General features: G+C 73.0%; 18 protein-coding genes. 6 read left to right on the top strand and 12 right to left on the bottom strand.

Going from position 1 to position 16,933, the window contains the following annotated elements; all coding sequences use genetic code 11:
• Positions 1-363 precede the first annotated feature (363 nt).
• Together glmS and E1283_RS14060 are read right to left on the bottom strand one after the other, a co-directional pair.
• Positions 364-2,184 (bottom strand): glutamine--fructose-6-phosphate transaminase (isomerizing), encoded by a 1,821-nt coding sequence (glmS, locus tag E1283_RS14055; RefSeq protein ID WP_132818355.1) that lies wholly within the window; start codon positions 2,182-2,184, stop codon positions 364-366.
• A gap of 82 nt (positions 2,185-2,266) precedes the next feature.
• Entirely contained in the window at positions 2,267-2,542 is a 276-nt protein-coding gene (locus tag E1283_RS14060) for a hypothetical protein (RefSeq protein ID WP_132818356.1), read from the bottom strand.
• Positions 2,543-2,747: 205 nt separating this feature from the next.
• Here E1283_RS14060 and E1283_RS14065 point away from each other — a divergent pair, with 205 nt between their 5' ends.
• Positions 2,748-3,704 carry a DUF389 domain-containing protein gene (locus E1283_RS14065; protein ID WP_132818357.1) on the top strand — a complete coding sequence of 319 codons (957 nt, stop codon included), beginning with the start codon at positions 2,748-2,750 and terminating at the stop codon, positions 3,702-3,704.
• A 7-nt stretch (positions 3,705-3,711) separates the two neighbouring features.
• Positions 3,712-4,296 (top strand): hypothetical protein, encoded by a 585-nt coding sequence (locus tag E1283_RS14070; RefSeq protein ID WP_132818358.1) that lies wholly within the window; start codon positions 3,712-3,714, stop codon positions 4,294-4,296.
• 10 nt (positions 4,297-4,306) lie between these two features.
• Here E1283_RS14070 and E1283_RS14075 read toward each other — a convergent pair whose 3' ends face one another.
• Positions 4,307-4,720 (bottom strand): ATP-binding protein, encoded by a 414-nt coding sequence (locus E1283_RS14075; RefSeq protein WP_132818359.1) that lies wholly within the window; start codon positions 4,718-4,720, stop codon positions 4,307-4,309.
• A 187-nt stretch (positions 4,721-4,907) separates the two neighbouring features.
• On the opposite strand from E1283_RS14075, the gene E1283_RS14080 reads away from it, so the two are divergent.
• The 3 genes from E1283_RS14080 to E1283_RS14090 are packed head-to-tail and all read left to right on the top strand — an operon-like array spanning position 4,908 to position 6,447.
• Positions 4,908-5,771 (top strand): helix-turn-helix domain-containing protein, encoded by an 864-nt coding sequence (locus E1283_RS14080; RefSeq protein WP_132818360.1) that lies wholly within the window; start codon positions 4,908-4,910, stop codon positions 5,769-5,771.
• Entirely contained in the window at positions 5,768-5,983 is a 216-nt protein-coding gene (locus tag E1283_RS14085) for a DUF397 domain-containing protein (RefSeq protein ID WP_132818361.1), read from the top strand. Before E1283_RS14080 ends, E1283_RS14085 begins: the two co-directional genes overlap by 4 nt.
• Positions 5,980-6,447: an NUDIX hydrolase gene (locus E1283_RS14090; protein ID WP_132818362.1), complete on the top strand. Its 468-nt coding sequence runs from the start codon at positions 5,980-5,982 to the stop codon at positions 6,445-6,447. The genes E1283_RS14085 and E1283_RS14090 overlap by 4 nt, the downstream gene beginning before the upstream one ends.
• Positions 6,448-6,451: 4 nt before the next feature.
• Here the strand turns inward: E1283_RS14090 and E1283_RS14095 are convergent, their stop codons facing one another.
• From E1283_RS14095 to E1283_RS14135, 9 genes are all read right to left on the bottom strand, one after another.
• Positions 6,452-7,507: a hypothetical protein gene (locus E1283_RS14095; RefSeq protein ID WP_132818363.1), complete on the bottom strand. Its 1,056-nt coding sequence runs from the start codon at positions 7,505-7,507 to the stop codon at positions 6,452-6,454.
• Between the two features lie 73 nt (positions 7,508-7,580).
• Entirely contained in the window at positions 7,581-7,934 is a 354-nt protein-coding gene (locus tag E1283_RS14100; protein WP_207930395.1) for a MerR family transcriptional regulator, read from the bottom strand.
• Positions 7,935-7,947: 13 nt separating this feature from the next.
• Complete coding sequence (locus E1283_RS14105) at positions 7,948-8,703, bottom strand: SDR family NAD(P)-dependent oxidoreductase (RefSeq protein ID WP_132818365.1); 756 nt, start codon at positions 8,701-8,703, stop codon at positions 7,948-7,950.
• A 35-nt stretch (positions 8,704-8,738) separates the two neighbouring features.
• Positions 8,739-8,954 carry a hypothetical protein gene (locus E1283_RS14110; protein WP_132818366.1) on the bottom strand — a complete coding sequence of 72 codons (216 nt, stop codon included), beginning with the start codon at positions 8,952-8,954 and terminating at the stop codon, positions 8,739-8,741.
• Positions 8,955-8,965: 11 nt separating this feature from the next.
• Entirely contained in the window at positions 8,966-10,435 is a 1,470-nt protein-coding gene (locus tag E1283_RS14115; protein WP_132818367.1) for a PstS family phosphate ABC transporter substrate-binding protein, read from the bottom strand.
• A 177-nt stretch (positions 10,436-10,612) separates the two neighbouring features.
• Positions 10,613-11,761: an acyl-CoA dehydrogenase family protein gene (locus tag E1283_RS14120; protein WP_132818368.1), complete on the bottom strand. Its 1,149-nt coding sequence runs from the start codon at positions 11,759-11,761 to the stop codon at positions 10,613-10,615.
• A gap of 5 nt (positions 11,762-11,766) precedes the next feature.
• Complete coding sequence (locus tag E1283_RS14125) at positions 11,767-12,711, bottom strand: hydroxymethylglutaryl-CoA lyase (protein ID WP_132818369.1); 945 nt, start codon at positions 12,709-12,711, stop codon at positions 11,767-11,769.
• A complete protein-coding gene (locus tag E1283_RS14130) occupies positions 12,708-14,684 on the bottom strand; it encodes an acetyl/propionyl/methylcrotonyl-CoA carboxylase subunit alpha (RefSeq protein ID WP_132818370.1) in 1,977 nt (658 codons plus the stop codon). The genes E1283_RS14125 and E1283_RS14130 overlap by 4 nt, the downstream gene beginning before the upstream one ends.
• Before the next feature lie 23 nt (positions 14,685-14,707).
• Entirely contained in the window at positions 14,708-16,315 is a 1,608-nt protein-coding gene (locus tag E1283_RS14135) for a carboxyl transferase domain-containing protein (protein WP_132818371.1), read from the bottom strand.
• Positions 16,316-16,363: 48 nt separating this feature from the next.
• On the opposite strand from E1283_RS14135, the gene E1283_RS14140 reads away from it, so the two are divergent.
• Positions 16,364-16,933 (top strand): TetR/AcrR family transcriptional regulator (locus tag E1283_RS14140; RefSeq protein ID WP_132818372.1); only part of this gene is annotated, 570 nt, incomplete at its 3' end.

Raw genomic sequence — 16,933 nt, forward strand, 5'->3', positions numbered from 1 at the left:
GCCCCACCGTCCGCGGGCATCCCCCCGGTCCACCGCGCCCGCCGGGCCCTTCGCGCCCCCTGGGGCCAACGGGCACCAACGGGCGCTGCTGTGCGCCGTCTTGCGGTCGCACCGCGTTCGCTCACGGAGCATTCACCAAATTCGTCGCCCGCCGGTGGTGGATTGTGCGTTTGTGACGGGCATAAAAGGGACAGCGGTCAGACAGAACTCGGGCCGCCGACCGGGAGGTGACGGACCCGGCGGCGGCTTCTCCCCGCCGGCGTAATGGGCGACGCCGGCGCAAATGGCGGCCCCCGGCGGTGCGTATGGTGGCACGCACTGCTCCGGGGGCCGCCCTGCGTCTACCCGAGGGTCACCGGTCGGTCACTCCACGGTGACGGACTTCGCGAGGTTCCGCGGCTTGTCGATGTCCCGGCCCAGGGCCAGCGCCGTGTGGTAGGCCAGCAGCTGGAGCGGGATGCCCATCAGCACCGGGTCGAGCTCCGGCTCGTTGCGCGGCACCACGATGGTGTCGTCGGCCTTGGGCTGCTCCTCGTGCGCCACCGCCAGGATCCGCCCGCTGCGGGCCTTGATCTCCTCCAGGGTGGCCCGGTTCTTCTCCAGCAGCTCGTCGCTCGGCACGATCGCCACGGTCGGGACGGCCGGCTCGATCAGCGCCAGCGGCCCGTGCTTGAGCTCGGAGGCCGGGTAGGCCTCGGCGTGGATGTAGGAGACCTCCTTGAGCTTGAGCGACGCCTCCTTGGCCACCGGGAAGCCGCGTACCCGGCCGACGAACATCATGCTCTTGGCCTCGGCGAACTCGGCCGCCAGCTTGGCGATCCGCTCCTCCTCGGCCAGGATCGCCTCGATCTGGCCGGGCAGCTTCCGCAGCCCCTCGATGATCCGCCGGCCGTCCGCGACCGACAGGTCCCTGATCCGCCCCAGGTGGAGGGCGAGCAGCGCGAAGGCGACGGCGGTGTTGGTGAAGCACTTGGTGGAGACCACGCACACCTCGGGCCCGGCGTGCACGTAGACGCCGCCGTCGGTCTCCCGGGCGATGGCGCTGCCCACCACGTTGACCACGCCGAGGACCATGGCGCCCTTGCGCTTGAGCTCCTGGACGGCGGCCAGCGTGTCGTAGGTCTCGCCGGACTGGCTGGTGGCGATGTAGAGGGTGTCCGGGTCCACGACGGCGTTGCGGTAGCGGAACTCGCTGGCCGGCTCGGCGTCGGCCGGGATCCTGGCCAGCTCCTCGATCAGCTGGGCGCCGATCAGGCCGGCGTGGTAGGCGGAGCCGCAGCCGAGGATCTTCACGCGGCGCACCCCGCGGGCCGCCCGCGCGTCCAGGTTGAGGCCGCCGAGCCGCACGGTGGCGAACCGGTCGTCGATCCGGCCGCGCAGCACCCGGTCGACGGCGTCCGCCTGCTCGGCGATCTCCTTGTGCATGTAGGTGTCGTGGCCGCCCATGTCCCAGCTCTCGGCCTCCCACTCGACGGTGGTCGGCGCGGCGGCGGTGCGGCTGCCGTCGGTGGTGTAGGTGCGGTAGTCGTCGGCCTTGATGGTGGCCATCTCGCCGTCGTCCAGGGTGATGACCTGGCGGGTGTGGCTGATCAGCGCGGCGACGTCGGAGGCGACGAACATCTCCTTCTCGCCGATGCCGAGCACCACGGGCGAGCCGTTGCGGGCCACCACGATCCGGTCCGGGAAGTCGGCGTGCAGCACGGCGATGCCGTAGGTGCCCTCGACGTAGCGGAGGGCCTCGCGGACCTTCTCCTCCAGGGTCTCGGCCTGGGCGCGGCCGACGAGGTGGGCCAGCACCTCGGTGTCGGTCTCGGAGGCCAGCTCCACGCCGTCGGCGGCCAGCTTGGCGCGCAGCTCGGCGCAGTTGTCGATGATGCCGTTGTGGACGACGGCGACGCGGCCCGGCGCGTCCAGGTGCGGGTGGGCGTTGACGTCGTTGGGCGCGCCGTGGGTGGCCCACCGGGTGTGCGCGATGCCGGTGGTGCCGGAGAACCTGGCCGGCACCTTGGCCTCCAGGTCACGGACCCGCCCGGCGTTCTTCACGGTCTTGAGCCCGCCGGCCTTGCCGCTGCTGTGGATGGCGATGCCGGCCGAGTCGTAGCCGCGGTACTCCAGGCGCTGCAGGCCCTCCAGCAGGAGCGGTGCGACATCCCGCTTGCCGATGTATCCCACGATTCCGCACATGCCAGGCTCCTCCTGCTGTTCCCGCTGATCCGCTGTGTCTCGTGTGTCTGGCGCGCCTCACGCGCCCGTCGGCCGTTGTCCGTTATCCGTAGACGATCCGCCGCAGCTGTCGCAGCGAGAGCGCCGGCGGCGCAACGGCGCGGCGTGGCAGCTCCTCCGCGATCCGTTCGAAGATCGCGTCGTTTCCGAGGCCACGACCGCGCAGCTCCCGGTGCCGCCTACGGACGTATTCCTCGGCCGTCTCGTCGAAGTACGCCAACACGTCGAGAACCACCCGGGCAGCCTCACCGCGGGCGAGCGGTGTGGTGCGTACCAGGTGGTCCACGAGGTCGTCATAGGACGTTCCGCGATCGAGCACCCCTTGATGGTGCGGATCATGGGCGCGCTTCGCAACATCTGTGCCCGATATCGGGCACGGACGTGTCGTTCGTCATGCCGCGGCGGCGCAGGGGCACGTCCGGCAGGCGGTGGCCGCGGGCCAGGCCACCGCGAACTCGGCATCGCCTCGGAGTCCGGCCGGAAGCCCGGCTTCGCCGGTGGCGGGCCTGAGTAGGCTGCCGCCCGTGCTGCATCTGCGGATCATCGTGCCCTCGGCCCGCACCGAGGAGGTCGTCGCCGAGCTGACGGAGACGGTCGGGACGGCGCACCTCGTGGTGCTGCCGGGGGCGGCGCGGGATCCGGCGGGGGATCTCGTGCTGTGCGACGTGGCGCGGGAGGCGGCCGACGAGCTGCTGCGGCGGCTGCGCGAGCTGGGGCTCGCGAAGGTCGGCTCGGTCTCCGTCGAGGACATCGACCTGTCGCTCTCCGAGCGCTCCGAGCAGGCCCAGGAGGAGGCGCCGGGCGCCGGGGTGGACGCCGTGCTGTGGGAGTCGATGCTGGACTCCACGCAGGAGGAGTCGCGGCTGACGTTCACCTACCTGACCTTCCTCACCGTGGCGACGATGCTGGCCGCCTGCGGGGTGCTGCTGGACAGCGCGATCCTGATCGTCGGCGCGATGGTGGTCGGCCCCGAGCTGGGGCCGCTGGCCGGGGTCTGCACCGCGCTGGCCGCGCGGGCGCCACGGCTCGGGCTGCGGTCGCTGGCCGCGCTGCTCGTCGGCTTCCCGCTGGCGATGCTGCTGACCAGTTGCTTCGCGCTGGTGATGGACGGGTGGGGGGTGTTCACCAGGGCGCAGTTCGAGCAGCCGCATCCGACGGTCGAGTTCGTCTGGCAGCCGGACATCATGTCCTTCGTGGTGGCCCTGCTGGCCGGCGTGGCCGGGATGGTCTCGCTGACCTCCGCGAAGTCGGCGGCGCTGGTCGGCGTCACGATCTCGGTGACCACGGTCCCGGCCGCCGGGCACGCCGCCCTGGCCCTGAGCTACGGCCATGTCACGGAGGCGCTCGGCTCCATGCTGCAACTGGGCGTGAACCTCGTCGGCATCCTGGTCGCCGGCACGCTCACGCTGCTGGTGCAGAAGGTCTCCTGGGCCTGGGTCCGGAGCGCCGTCCCCACCCGCCGACGCCGGAGTGTTGAATGATGACCGCATGAGACGAAGAATCCGGCTGTCGCCCTTGGCCCTGCTCGGCCTCCTCGTACCGCTCGCCGCCTGCGGCGAGGAGTCCGCCGGCCGCGGCGAGTTGGAGGCACGGGCCGCCTCGCTGGAGACGGCGCTCGAGCTGGTCTACGTGACCGAGGTGTCGGGCTACGAGCTGGCCCCCATGTCGGTGGCCCCGGCCGGCACCGACGGCTTCCAGAGCACCTACGTCTCGTCCACGGGCGACGGCTCCACCATCCACCTGCTCGTCGACCGCGGCGCGGTCGACCCGACCACCTGCGACTGCGAGCCGGACGGCGACGCCGTCTGGTACCGCCCGTCGACGGACCGCGGCCCCCACGCGTACGTCCGCGCGGAGGACGGCCACACCGTCACGGTCGAGGCGCCGGCCGACGCGGTGTCGCGCGAGACGCTGCGGACGGCGCTTGACGAGGCCCACGTCGCCGACGACGCGGAACTGTCCGCGACCCTCCCCGAGACGCCGGAGGGCACCCCCGACGCCCCCGTCGAACGAGGCGACCTCCCGCCGCACGGCGACGGCGCGCCGATCGACCCGGAGGGCGCGGCGGGCTGAACGACCGCCGTCACGCGGGGATCTTGAGCGCCGCCCACACCGCCCGCCCCTCGGGTTCGAGCGGCGCCACGCCCCAGTCGACCGACAGGGCCTCGACCAGTAGCAGCCCCCGCCCGCACTCGGCCCCGTCGTCCGGCTCGCGCGGTCGCGGCACGGCCAGCGTCCCGCCCTCGTCCTCGACCGCGATCCACACCTCGTCCTCGCAGACGGTCAGCCGGCAGACGACGTGCCGGCTGCCGGTGTGCGTCACGGCGTTGGCCACCAGCTCCGTGACGACCAGCGCGGCGTCCTCGACCACCGGCGTGTCCCCCAACCACCGCCGCACCAACCGCCGCGCGACGGCGGCCGATTCGCGCTCGGCGCGCAGCCGGAACGACGTAGAGCGGGCCGCCTGCCGGCGGTGAGACGGACGTTGCTCATGCATGAGAGACCACCTCGCGGGTGACGACGCGACGAACGCTGCCTCGCCAGGGTGCGCACCTGCGCATTCGCTGCGCAAGTGCGCAAACCGGAATCAGTGACACGGTGCACACCAGTACGCATCGGATACGGCCGGTGAAGTATGTGGAAGACTCTCAGCGCAAGTGCGCCATGACTGGAGGGAGAGCGGCATGGTGTCGCAGCCGAGCAACCCCACTGTTCATCGCCGTCAACTCGGTGCGGAACTGCGGCGGCTACGCAAGGCGGCCGGACTGGGAATCGAGCAGGTCGCCGCTGAGCTGGGCTGTTCCCAGACACGCGTGAGTCGCATCGAAACCGGCAAGGGCCGTGCGACCGCTCGGCCATCGGACGTCACCAAGCTGTGCGAGCTGTACCGCGTCACCGACCAGCAGCAGATCGACATACTCCTCCAGATGCTCGGCAACTCCCAGAAGCGCGGCTGGTGGGCGCCGTACAACGACGTGCTCCCCTCGGGGCTCGAGGTGTACGTAGGCCTTGAGAGCAGCGCCAGGACCGAAAGGGCGTGGGAACCGCTTCTGGTGCACGGCCTGCTCCAGACACCGGACTACGCGCGGACGGTGCTCCGCAGTGGCGCCATCCACCGGCCGTCCGACATCGACGCGCTGGTGCACGTCCGGCTCGAACGGCAGAAGCTGATCACGCGCGCCGAATCCCCGCTCGACCTGTGGGCCATCCTGGATGAGGCGGTCGTCCGCCGGCCGCTCGGCGGTGCCGACATCATGCGGGCCCAGCTCCAGCACCTCACCGAGATGTCAGCCCTGCCCAACGTCATCGTGCAGGTGATCCCGAACCAGAAGGGCGCCCACCCCGGCCTCTGGGGCGCGTTCAGCCTGCTGGAGTTCGAAGAGGACGAACCCGTGGTCTACGTCGACAGTCCCGGTGGCAACCTGTATCTGGAGAAACGCGCGGACGTCCGACGCTTCGCCAGCATCTTCGATCTCCTGCGGGCGACAGCGCTCGACCCCGATGAGTCCGTAGCCCTGATCCGACACGCAGCGGAGGACATGAGATGAGCGGCGACCTGAACGGCCTCTCCTGGTTCAAGAGCTCGGCCAGCTCGGCCAACGGCGGCTGCCTGGAGGTGGCCTTCCTGGCCGACGGGCGGGTCGCGATGCGGGACAACGAGGACCCGACCAACCCGCCGTTCGTCGTCACCAGACACGTCTGGGAGTGCTTCATATCCGGCGCCGCCCAGGGCGAGTTCAACCCGCCGGTGGGAGCGTGAGTTTCCGGCTGGCGGCGTATGCCGTCTGCGTCGAGGACGGGCGGGTGCTGCTCGCCCGCTGCGTGCCGCCGGAGGGCGAGAGCGTGTGGACCCTCCCCGGTGGCGGGGTCGAGCACGCGGAGGATCCGTTCGACGCGGTGATCCGGGAGGTCGCCGAGGAGACCGGCTGCGCGGCGGTGGTCGAGCGGCTGCTGGGCGTGGACTCCCGGGTCATCCCGGCGGCCGAGGCGCGTCGCGGCGTCACGCACCAGAACGTCGGCGTCTTCTACCAGGTCCGCATCACCGGCGGCCGGCTGCGGCCGGAGCCCAACGGCGACATCGCCGAGTCGGTGTGGACCCCGATCCCGGACGTCGCCCGCCTGCGCCGCTCGTCGCTGGTCGACGTCGGCCTCGCCCTGGCCGGGACCCGCCCGGCCACCGGCCACGTCCCGCCGGTACGGGCCGGCGGGCTCGTCCAGCACTGAGGTGTCAGCGCCGGCCCTCGGCCTGGGTGGCGCAGCTCGGGTCGTCCGGAAGTTCGTGACACGGCTGGAAGGTCGGCATGTCCTCGGTGAGCGGGAGCCCGGGGAACATGCCGCTGGACAGCCAGTACTGCTCGGGGTCGGCGGGCACCGCCTCGGCGAAGAACGGCCGGTCGCCGTCGCGGAGGACGACCTCGCCCACCTCGCCTCGCGCGTCGCGGTACCGAGCCCTCAACTCCCACTCGCACGACTGGTCCCGCACCAGTGCCTCCACCCGCAGCCCGCCGGGGTCCAGGCCGCCGCCGAGGTCGATCCGGCGGCGGCTGAAGTACGGCTGCCCCTGGTCGGGCCCCTCGTCGGAGATCCAGAGGGTCGGGGCGTCCTCGCTGAGGTCCGTCAGCACCCCGGGGTAGAAGCTCTCCCCCTGCCCCGGCACCTCCACCACCGTCGCGGCGGCGGGCTCGGTACACGAGACGTTGACGGGTTCCATGTCCACGATGGACAGCTGGGTCTCGCGGGAGGAGAGGAGATTCATGGTGAACACCGTCGTGTCGCCCTGCTGGGCGAGGTCGTAGCCCGGCGGAAGCTGGGCCATGGTCACCGGGTAGCGGATCAGTCGGCCGCCCAGGGGACGGAGGAAGTCCCAGATCTCCGTGTCGGACAGGCGCAGCAGGGTCTCCTGTTCCTCGGGCGTCAGCGGCCGGTCGAGGACGATCTTGAACCGGTCCGGAACAGACGTGTCGTAACTGATGGAGCCGGTGAACGGGGCCCTGGCCTCGTCCAACTCCTCCGTCGCCTCGCGCTCCGCGGCGACCCGGGGGCCGGTCGTCCACAGGTCGAGGCTGTAGCCGACGGCGAAGCCGCCGAGGATGGACAGGACGCCGAGCACCACGATGATCACGACCGCCCGGCGGCGGGTGCGGGGCGAGGCTCCCCTGGCCTCGGGGAGGAACCGTTCCTCGAGGACGTCGCGGACGGACGGCCCCGGATCCGGTGGCGGCGTCGGCGGCTGCGGCGGTTGCGGTGGCGTCGGCGGCTGCGGCGGTAATGCGGGATCGGTCACGGCCTCGAAAGCACCCCCCGTGTCGAGTCGTCGCCCACTGTACGGCGGCGGGGCGCGCGACCGCCAGGACGTGCTACGCCCGCCGCGCCCCGCGGAGCGCCGTCGCCAGGCGGTCGCGGAGTTCCGACTGGGCGGCGATGCGGGCGTCCAGGACGGCGAGGCGTTGTTCGGCGATCCTGAGCCCGGCCTCGCTCGGCGCGGCGACCGTCATGTCGCCGTCCAGGCAGGCCCGGAAGGCCAGGGCGTCGTCCAGGGTGAGGCCGGCCGCCAGCAGGTGCCGGATGTTGCGGACCCTGACCACCGTGGCGTCGGGGTAGTCGCGGTAGCCGTTGGCCGCCCGCTCCGCCGTGATCAGGCCGGCCTCCTCGTAGTGGCGGAGGGCGCGCGGCGTGACGCCGGTGGCCTCCGCCAACTCCCCGATCCGCATGCGGCACATCTCATCACGCCACGGCGGCGCCGCCGTCCACCGGGAGGACCACGCCGGTGACGAAGGCGGACGCGGCCGGGTCCGCGAGTCGGACAACGGCCGCGGCGACGTCCTCGGGCCGGCCGACGCGGCCCAACGGGGTGTGCGCCAGCTGCCACTTCCGCAGCGCGGCCTGCCGCTCACGGCTGAGCCCCATGTGGTCGGCGATCGGCGTCGCGATCGCGCCGGGCGCGACGGCGACGACCCGGATGCCGCGCGGCGCCAACTCGACGGCCCAACTGCGGGTCAGCGAGTCCAGCGCGGCCTTGGTGGCACCGTAGACCGAGTTCCCCGACCAGCCGCGCAGGCCGATCGGGGTGCTGACGTTGACGATCACGCCCGGGCCCTCGGCGAGCGCCCCAAGCGCCGCCTTCGCCAGCAGGGTGGGGGCCACCACGTTGGTGGCGAGCTGGGTCCGGATGGTCTCCTCGGACACGTCGGCGAGCGGCGTGCCGCCGGCCACGCCCGCGTTGTTGACGAGGACGTCGAGGCGGCCGTGCGCCGCGAGCACCGCGTCGATGATCCGTGCCGGCTCGCCCGCGCCGGTGACGTCGGCGGTCAGCGGTGTGATCCCGGGGTGCCCCTCGGCCGTCTCGGCCAGCGGCTCGGCCCGGCGGCCCACCACGACCACCGTGGCGCCCTCGGCGGCGAAGGCCCGCGCGGTGGCCCGTCCGATGCCGGTGCCGGCGCCGGTGACGAGGACGAGGCGGGAGTGGGTTGCGTCGTTCATGGCCGCATCCTGAAACCCTGCCGCCAACGGCAGGGTCAAGCGCCGGCCAGACGTCGCAGTCCAGCCGGCGGGAATCCGACGGTTCGGCCCGCACGGTGCACCTGGCCGGCGATGTCGGCGCCGAGCCCGGCGTGGGTGGTGACCGTGGTGCCCAGGTGCTCGGCGATCCGGCCGCAGTCGCGGGAGGGGTGGAGGGACTGCTGGCTGAACCGCCACCTGGCGTGGTTCAGCGCCTGACCGGCCGATCGCACCCGGTCAGAACCTACGCGCAGAGCGTCTCCAGCAGGTTCTGCCGGTCGACGCACGGCACATGGCCGTAGGAGCGGAGGATGTTCTTGGCCGTGTCCTCCTGCAGGTACCGCAGGAAGGCGCCCGCGAGGGAGTCGGTCGGGGGTTGGCCGTAGGTGTAGAACAGCTCGACCGTCCAGTAGTGGTACGCCTCCCGCATGACCGGCTCGATGTCCGCGACGGCGTTGTCGAGTTGGACGCCGATCACGTTCGGGAGGGCGGCCACGGCGGACGTCTCGGCGTAGCCGATGGCGCCGGGGAGGCGGTCGACCTCCGTCAGCAGTTCGGTCGTGGAGTCGCGTTCGCAGCGGATCACCGGGCCCGAGCTGTTGATGAGCGGGGTGGCGCAGTTGTCGGAGGTGAGCGCGGGTTCGGTGGTGCCCAGGACGCGGTCCTGGAAGACGCGGCGGGTGCCCGACTCGCTGCCGCGGCTCACGATCTGGATCGGGTGGTCGTTGCCGCCCAGCTCCAGCCAGTTGGTGATGTCGCCCGCGTAGATCCGGCGCAGCTCGTCCGTGGTGAGGCTGTGGACGCCGGTCTCGCGGTTGACCACGACGGAGAAGATGACGACGCCGACCGGGTTCTGGATCAGGTTCGGGTCGGGCGTCGTGGTGCGGCCGTCGGAGACGGCGATCCGGTCCCGGGCCTCGGACGCGACGAGGTCGCGCACCGCCTCCAGGCTGCCGCTGGCGGCGATGGTGACGTCGACGTCGGTGCCGCGGCACTCCTCGACGTAGGCGTCCCTGATGTCCTCCAGGATCGGCTGGAAGGCGGTGGAGCCGTCGATGGACAGCTCTCCGGCGACGCACAGGTCGCTTGGCGTCTCGTCGGAGCCGATCGCGAAGGACGCGCCCAGCAGCGTCAGCGAGGCGGTGAGCAGGACGACGAGGCCGATGGTGAACGCCTGGGTGCGGCGCCGCCAGTGGCCCTCGGTGATGCGGCCGCCGCTGATGAAGCCGTGCAGGCCGACCCCGGTGCCGCTGCCGGTGAGCAGGACGAGGAGCTTGAAGTGGTCGCGGCGGTTGAGCGGGACCCTCGGGAGCCGCACCCGGCCCTCGGCGAAGTCGCTCAGGCCGCGGTTCCTGGTGAGCATGTTGGCGATGGCCGGCTCGCTGGTCTCCGGGACCTCGACGGCGAGGATGGTCCGGCCCTCGAAGACGAACGTGAGCGGGTCCTGGATGTCCTCGCGGGAGATCGTCGAGGAGCCGGCGTTCTCGACCCGCAGCAGGGCGATGCTGGCGTCCGGGACCTCGCGCCCCATGTGCAGCAGGCGCAACTCGACGTGGCCGCGCGCCTCCTCGGGGATCATCGGGATCGGCAGGTTGAGCTGGGCGCGCCACCCGATCCGCTTCTGGGCCGGCCAGTAGCGCCGCGTCAGGATGCCGAGCAGCGACACGAGCGTGCCCACGACGGCTATGACGTCCGAGACCGTGATTTCCGACACCGCCGGCTCCCCCTCGCCGTGCCCGCGCGCCCGCTGCCGTGCCCCCCTGGCAGGACCGCATGCCAGGGGGAAACTACCTCCGGGGGCGCCGGCGCGGCGAGGGTTGGCGCGCGCTGCTGACGACCGTTCACCGAGTGTTCGTCCCGGCGTCCGCCACCGCGCGGGGGCGTCAGGGCGTCAGGACGTGAGGCCCAACTCGCGGGCGATCAGCATGCGTTGGACTTCGCTGGTGCCCTCGCCGATCTCCAGGATCTTGGCGTCGCGCCACATCCTGGCGACCGGGTACTCGTTCATGAAGCCGTAGCCGCCGTGGATCTGGGTGGCCTCGCGGGCGTTGGTGACGGCGGCGTCCGAGCTGTGCAGCTTGGCCACGGCGGCCGCCTTCTTGAACGGCTCGCCGGCCAGCATCCGGGAGGCGGCGTCGCGCCAGGCGGTGCGGGAGGTGTGGGCGCGGGCCTCCATGTCGGCCAGCTTGAACTGGATGGCCTGGTTGGCGCCGATCGGGCGGCCGAACGCCTCCCGGGTGCGGGCGTAGGCGGTGGACTGGTCGACGCAGCCCTGGGCCAGGCCGGTGGCGAGGGCGGCGAACGCGATCCGGCCCTCGTCCAGGACGGTGAGGAACTGGGCGTAGCCGCGGCCCTCGTCGCCCAGCAGGTTGGCCAGCGGGACCCGGCAGTCGGTGAAGGAGAGCTCGTGGGTGTCCGACGCGTTCCACCCGACCTTGGAGTAGCCGGGCGCGACCGTGAGGCCCGGGGTGCCGGAGGGGACGATGAGGGTGGAGATGGCGCCGTCGGGCCCGGTGCGGGCGGTGACGGTGATGGGCCCGGTGATGTCGGTGCCGGAGTTGGTGATGAAGCTCTTGCTGCCGTTGATCACCCAGTGGTCGCCGTCCCGGACGGCGGTGGTGCGGGTGCCGCCGGCGTCGGAGCCGCAGCCGGGCTCGGTGAGGCCGAACGCGGCCAGCTGCTCGCCGGCGCAGAGGCGGGGCAGCCACTCCCGCTTCTGGGCCTCGGTGCCGAAGCGGTGGATGGGCGTGACGCCGAGCGAGACGCCGGCCTCCAGGGTGACGGCGACGGAGGAGTCGACGCGGGCCAGCTCCTCGATGGCGAGGCAGAGGGCGAGGAAGTCGCCGCCCATGCCGCCGTACTCCTCGGGGAAGGGCAGGCCGAACAGGCCCATCTTGCCCATCTCGCGGACGATCTCGTAGGGGAAGGTGTGGGCCTCGTAGTGCTCGGCGATCCGTGGCGCGACGACGTCGTTCGCGAACTGCTCGACGGTGCGGCGGAGTTCCTCGTGTTCCGGGGTCAGCCGGTGGTCAAGGGACATGAGCGTCACTCCTCGTGGGAGTCGGTGGGGTCGGGGGTCAGCGCCCGAACGGTGCGGGAGGGGCTGGGACGGCCGAGGTAGCCGGCGAGCCAGACGCTGGCGGCGGTGAGCCGGTCGAGGTCGACGCCGGTCTCGATGCCGAGGCCGTCGAGCATCCACAGCAGGTCCTCGGTGGCGAGGTTGCCGGTGGCGCTCTTCGCGTACGGGCAGCCGCCGAGCCCGCCGGCCGAGGCGTCGACGGTGGTGACGCCGTGCCGGAGGGCGGTCAGGGTGTTGGCGAGCGCCTGCCCGTAGGTGTCGTGGAAGTGGACGGCGATCCGCTCGGTGGGGACGCCGGCCTCGTTGAGCGCGGTGAGCAGGGCGGTGACCTGGCCGGGGGTGGCGACGCCGATGGTGTCGCCGAGGCTCAGCTCGCTCACGCCGAGCTCGATCAGCCGGCGCGCCACGGCGACCACCCGGCCGACCGGCACCTCGCCCTCCCAGGGGTCGCCGAAGCACATCGAGACGTAGCCGCGGACGGGGACGCGCTCGACGACGGCGTGCGCGACGACGGGCGCGAACATCCGCAGCGACTCCTCGACGGAGCGGTTGAGGTTGGCCTGGGCGAAGGACTCGGTGGCGCTGGCGAAGACGGCGACCTCGCGGGCGCCGAGTGCCAACGCCCGGTCGAGGCCACGCTCGTTGGGGACGAGGACGGGCAGCCGGCGGTCGTGGAGGTCGTCCAGCATGGGGAAGAGCCGCTCGGCGTCCGCCAGTTGGGGGATCCAGGCGGGGTGGACGAAGCTGGTGGCCTCGATGGTGGTCAGCCCGGCGTCGGCGAGGCGGTGGATGAACTCGGCCTTGACCTCTGCCGGGACGATGGCCTTCTCGTTCTGCAGGCCGTCCCGGGGGCCGACCTCGTGGATGCGGACCCGGGTGGGCAGCGACTCGTCGCGGGCAACGGCCTTCACGGGGTCGGCTCCTCGGGGGTGACGACGGCGAGCGGCTGGTCCATGGCGACGGTGGTGCCCGGGGTGACGGTGAGCTCGGTGACGGTGCCGTCGTGGGGGGCGGCGATGACGTGTTCCATCTTCATGGCCTCCACGACCAGCAGGCTCTGCCCGGCGGCCACCCGCTCGCCGACGCCGACCTTGACGACGGTGACGGTGCCGGGCATGGGTGCGGCGAGCGCGTCGGCCCCGGCGGCGGCGCGGGGCCCGGCGCCGGCGATCGGGTCGTGCTCGGTGACGTGCCAGGCGTCGCCCTCCCGGCCGAGCCAGTGCCCGTCGGGGACGGCGACGTGGTGGAACGTGTGGACGACGCCGGCCAGTTCGACGCGGACGGTGTCGGGGGTGCGGGCCACCAGGCGGGCCGGGACGGGCGGCGCGTCGCCGAGGCGGGCCTGCCCCGGCCGCACCGCGACCGGCACCGGGTCGTGGCCGGGGACCCGCGCCAGGCCGGTGATCCAGGCCGGCTCGCCGCCGAGCCGCCACCCGGAGGGGACGGCGAACGGGTCCGTCCAGCCGGCCGGGTCGGGCGCCGGGGCGAGGGCGGCGTGCCGGAGCAGCGCGGCGGCCACGTACACCTCGTCCGGCACGGCGGCCGGGATGAGCGCGGGCGCCTCGCGGTCCACCAGGCCGGTGTCCAATGCCCCGGCGACGACGTCGGGTTGGGCGAGGAGGCGGCGCAGGAAGCCGGTGTTGGTGTCGACGCCGAGGACGGTGGTGCGGGCGAGGGCGGCGCGCAGCAGGCGCAGCGCGGTGGGGCGGTCGGGGCCGTGGGCGACGACCTTGGCGAGCATCGGGTCGTAGGCGGTGGACACCTCGGTGCCCTCGGCCAGGCCCGAGTCGACCCGGACGCCCTCGCCCGCCGGCTCGCGCAGCAGCCGGATCGTGCCGGCGGAGGGCAGGAAGCCGGTGGCCGGGTTCTCGGCGCAGATCCGGGCCTCGACGGCGTGGCCGGTGGCGGGCACCTCCTCCTGGTGGAACGCCAGCGGTTGGCCGGCGGCGACCCGCAGCTGCCACTCCACCAGGTCGAGACCGCTGACCAGCTCGGTGACCGGGTGCTCGACCTGGAGCCTGGTGTTCATCTCCATGAAGTAGAAGGTGGCCGGGTCGTCGCCGGGGACGATGAACTCGACGGTGCCGGCGCCCCGGTAGCCGCAGGCACGGGCGGCCTGCGCGGCGGCCTCGCCCATCCGGGCGCGGGTGGCCGGGTCGAGCAGCGGGCTGGGGGACTCCTCGACCAGCTTCTGGTGGCGGCGCTGGAGGGAGCACTCGCGCTCGGCGAAGCGGAGCACGGTGCCGTGGTCGTCGGCGAGTACCTGCATCTCGATGTGGCGGGGGCGCTGGACGAAGCGCTCGGCGAGCAGCGCGTCGTCCCCGAAGGAGGCCAGCGCCTCGCGGCGGGCGCCGGCGATCGCCTCCTCCAACTCACCGGCCGCGGTGACCAGACGCATGCCCTTGCCGCCGCCGCCGGCGGCCGGCTTGAGCAGCAGCGGCATGCCCATCTTCCGGGCGGACGCGGCGAGCTCGGGCCCCGAGACGCCGGGGACGACGGGCACCCCGGCCGCCTCGACGGCGGCCTTGGCGCGGATCTTGTCGCCCATGGTCTCGATGGCGGCGGCCGGCGGGCCGACGAAGGCCAGCCCGGCGGTGGTGACGGCGCGGGCGAACGCCGCGTTCTCGGCGAGGAAGCCGTAGCCGGGGTGGACGGCCTGGGCGCCGGTGCCGGCGGCCGCGGCGAGCAGCCGGGGAATCGCCAGATAGCTCTCGGCGGCCGGCGTCGGGCCGAGCCGGACGGCGACGTCGGCCTCGCGGACGTGGCGGGCGCCCGCGTCGGCGTCGCTGTAGACGGCCACCGAGCGGATGCCGAGGCGCCGCAGGGTGCGGACGACGCGGACGGCGATCTCGCCCCGGTTGGCCACGAGCACGGTCTCGAACATGGCTGTGCTGCCCTCCCTCACCATCACATCCGGAAGACGCCGTGACTCGGCTCCGACAGGGGCGCGTTGGCGCACGCGGTGAGGGCGAGCCCGAGCACCGCACGCGTCTCCAGCGGGTCGATCACGCCGTCGTCCCAGAGCCGGGCGGTGGCGTAGTAGGCGCTGCCCTGCGTCTCGTACTGGTGGCGGATTGGCTCGCGGAACGCCGCCTCGTCCTCGGCCGACCAGGCGTCGCCGAGCTGGTCGCGCTTGACGGTGGCCAGCACGGCGGCGGCCTGCTCGCCGCCCATCACGGAGATCTTGGCGTTGGGCCACATCCACAGGAAGCGCGGCGAGTACGCCCGGCCGCACATCGAGTAGTTGCCCGCGCCGTAGGAGCCGCCGATCACCACGGTGAGCTTGGGGACGCGGGCGCAGGCCACGGCGGTGACCATCTTGGCGCCGTGCTTGGCGATGCCGCCCGCCTCGTAGTCGCGGCCGACCATGAAGCCGGCGATGTTCTGGAGGAAGAGCAGCGGGATGCCGCGCTGGTCGCACAGCTCGACGAAGTGGGCGCCCTTCTGGGCGGACTCGGAGAACAGGATGCCGTTGTTGGCGACGATGCCGACCGGGTGGCCGTGGATCCGGGCGAAGCCGGTGACCAGCGTCGAGCCGAACTCGGCCTTGAACTCCTGGATCCGGGAGCCGTCCACCAGCCGCGCGATCACCTCGCGGACGTCGTAGGTGGTGCGCGAGTCGACCGGGACCACGCCGTAGAGCCCGGCCGGGTCGACGGCCGGCTCCTCGACCGGCGCCACCGACCACGGCAGCGGGCCGCGCTCCGGCAGGGTGGCGACGATGGTGCGGACGATGCGGAGCGCGTGCGCGTCGTCCTCGGCGAGGTGGTCGGTGACGCCCGAGACGCGGGAGTGCACCTCGCCGCCGCCCAGCTCCTCGGCCGTGACCACCTCGCCGGTGGCGGCCTTCACCAGGGGTGGGCCGCCGAGGAAGATCGTGCCCTGGCCGCGCACGATGACGGCCTCGTCGCTCATCGCCGGCACGTAGGCGCCGCCGGCGGTGCAGGACCCGAGGACGGCCGCGATCTGCGGGATGCCGGCCGCCGACATCCTGGCCTGGTGGTAGAAGATCCGCCCGAAGTGCTCCCGGTCGGGGAACACCTCGTCCTGCATCGGCAGGAAGGCGCCGCCCGAATCCACCAGGTAGAGGCAGGGGAGCCGGTTCTCCAGCGCGATCTCCTGCGCCCGCAGGTGCTTCTTGACGGTGAGCGGGTAGTAGGTGCCGCCCTTCACGGTGGCGTCGTTGGCGACGATCACCGCCTCGCGCCCGCTGACCCGGCCGATGCCGGCGATCACCCCGGCGGCCGGGGCCTGCCCGTCGTAGAGGCCGTGGGCGGCGAGCGGGGCCAGCTCGAGGAAGGGGGAGCCGGGATCGAGCAACGCGTCCACCCGGTCCCGCGGCAGCAGCTTGCCGCGCGCCGTGTGCCGGGCGCGGGCCCGCTCGCCGCCGCCCAGGCGGGCGGCCGCCAGCTTCTCGCGCAGCTCGGCCGCGAGCTCGCGGTGTGCCGCCTCGTTGGCTCGGAACGCTTCTGACGCGGGATCCGCTGTGCTGCGGTGCGTCGGTGCCTGCCGCATACCGGACAGGTTAACGCTCGTTAACGGGCCTGTCTACAATAGGTACCTATGACCACGCACGCCGCCGGCAACTCGTCGGGCAACAGGTCCGCGGGCACCACCGCGAGGACGGCCACCGCGCGCCGCGAGCAGATCCTGCGCGAGGCGTCCCGGCTCTTCGCCGAACGCGGCTTCCACGGCGTCGGCGTCGACGAGATAGGCGCCGCCGTCGGCATCAGCGGCCCCGCGCTCTACCGGCACTTCGCCGGCAAGGACGCGATGCTGACCGAGCTGCTCGTCGGCATCAGCAGCCGGCTGCGGGACGGCGGCGTCCGCCGGGTCGCGGAGGCGGCGGCGGCAGGCCGCCCGCCGCTGGCCACGCTGGACGCGCTGATCGCCGGGCACATCGACTTCGCCCTCGACGACCGGGCGCTGATCACGCTCCACGACCGCGAGCTCGACTGGCTGCCGGAGGAGGACCGCAAGCGGGTGCGGCGGCTCCAGCGGGAGTACGTGGAGCTGTGGGTCGCGGTCGCCCGCGACGCCTATCCCGCGCTGCCGGAGCCGAGCGCGCGGGCCGCGGTGCACGCCGTCTTCGGCCTGCTCAACTCCACCCGGCGCCTCTCCCGCCCCCACACC

Origin of the sequence: Streptomyces hainanensis (genome assembly GCF_004348415.1) — a bacterium.
Taxonomy (GTDB): domain Bacteria; phylum Actinomycetota; class Actinomycetes; order Streptomycetales; family Streptomycetaceae; genus Streptomyces; species Streptomyces hainanensis.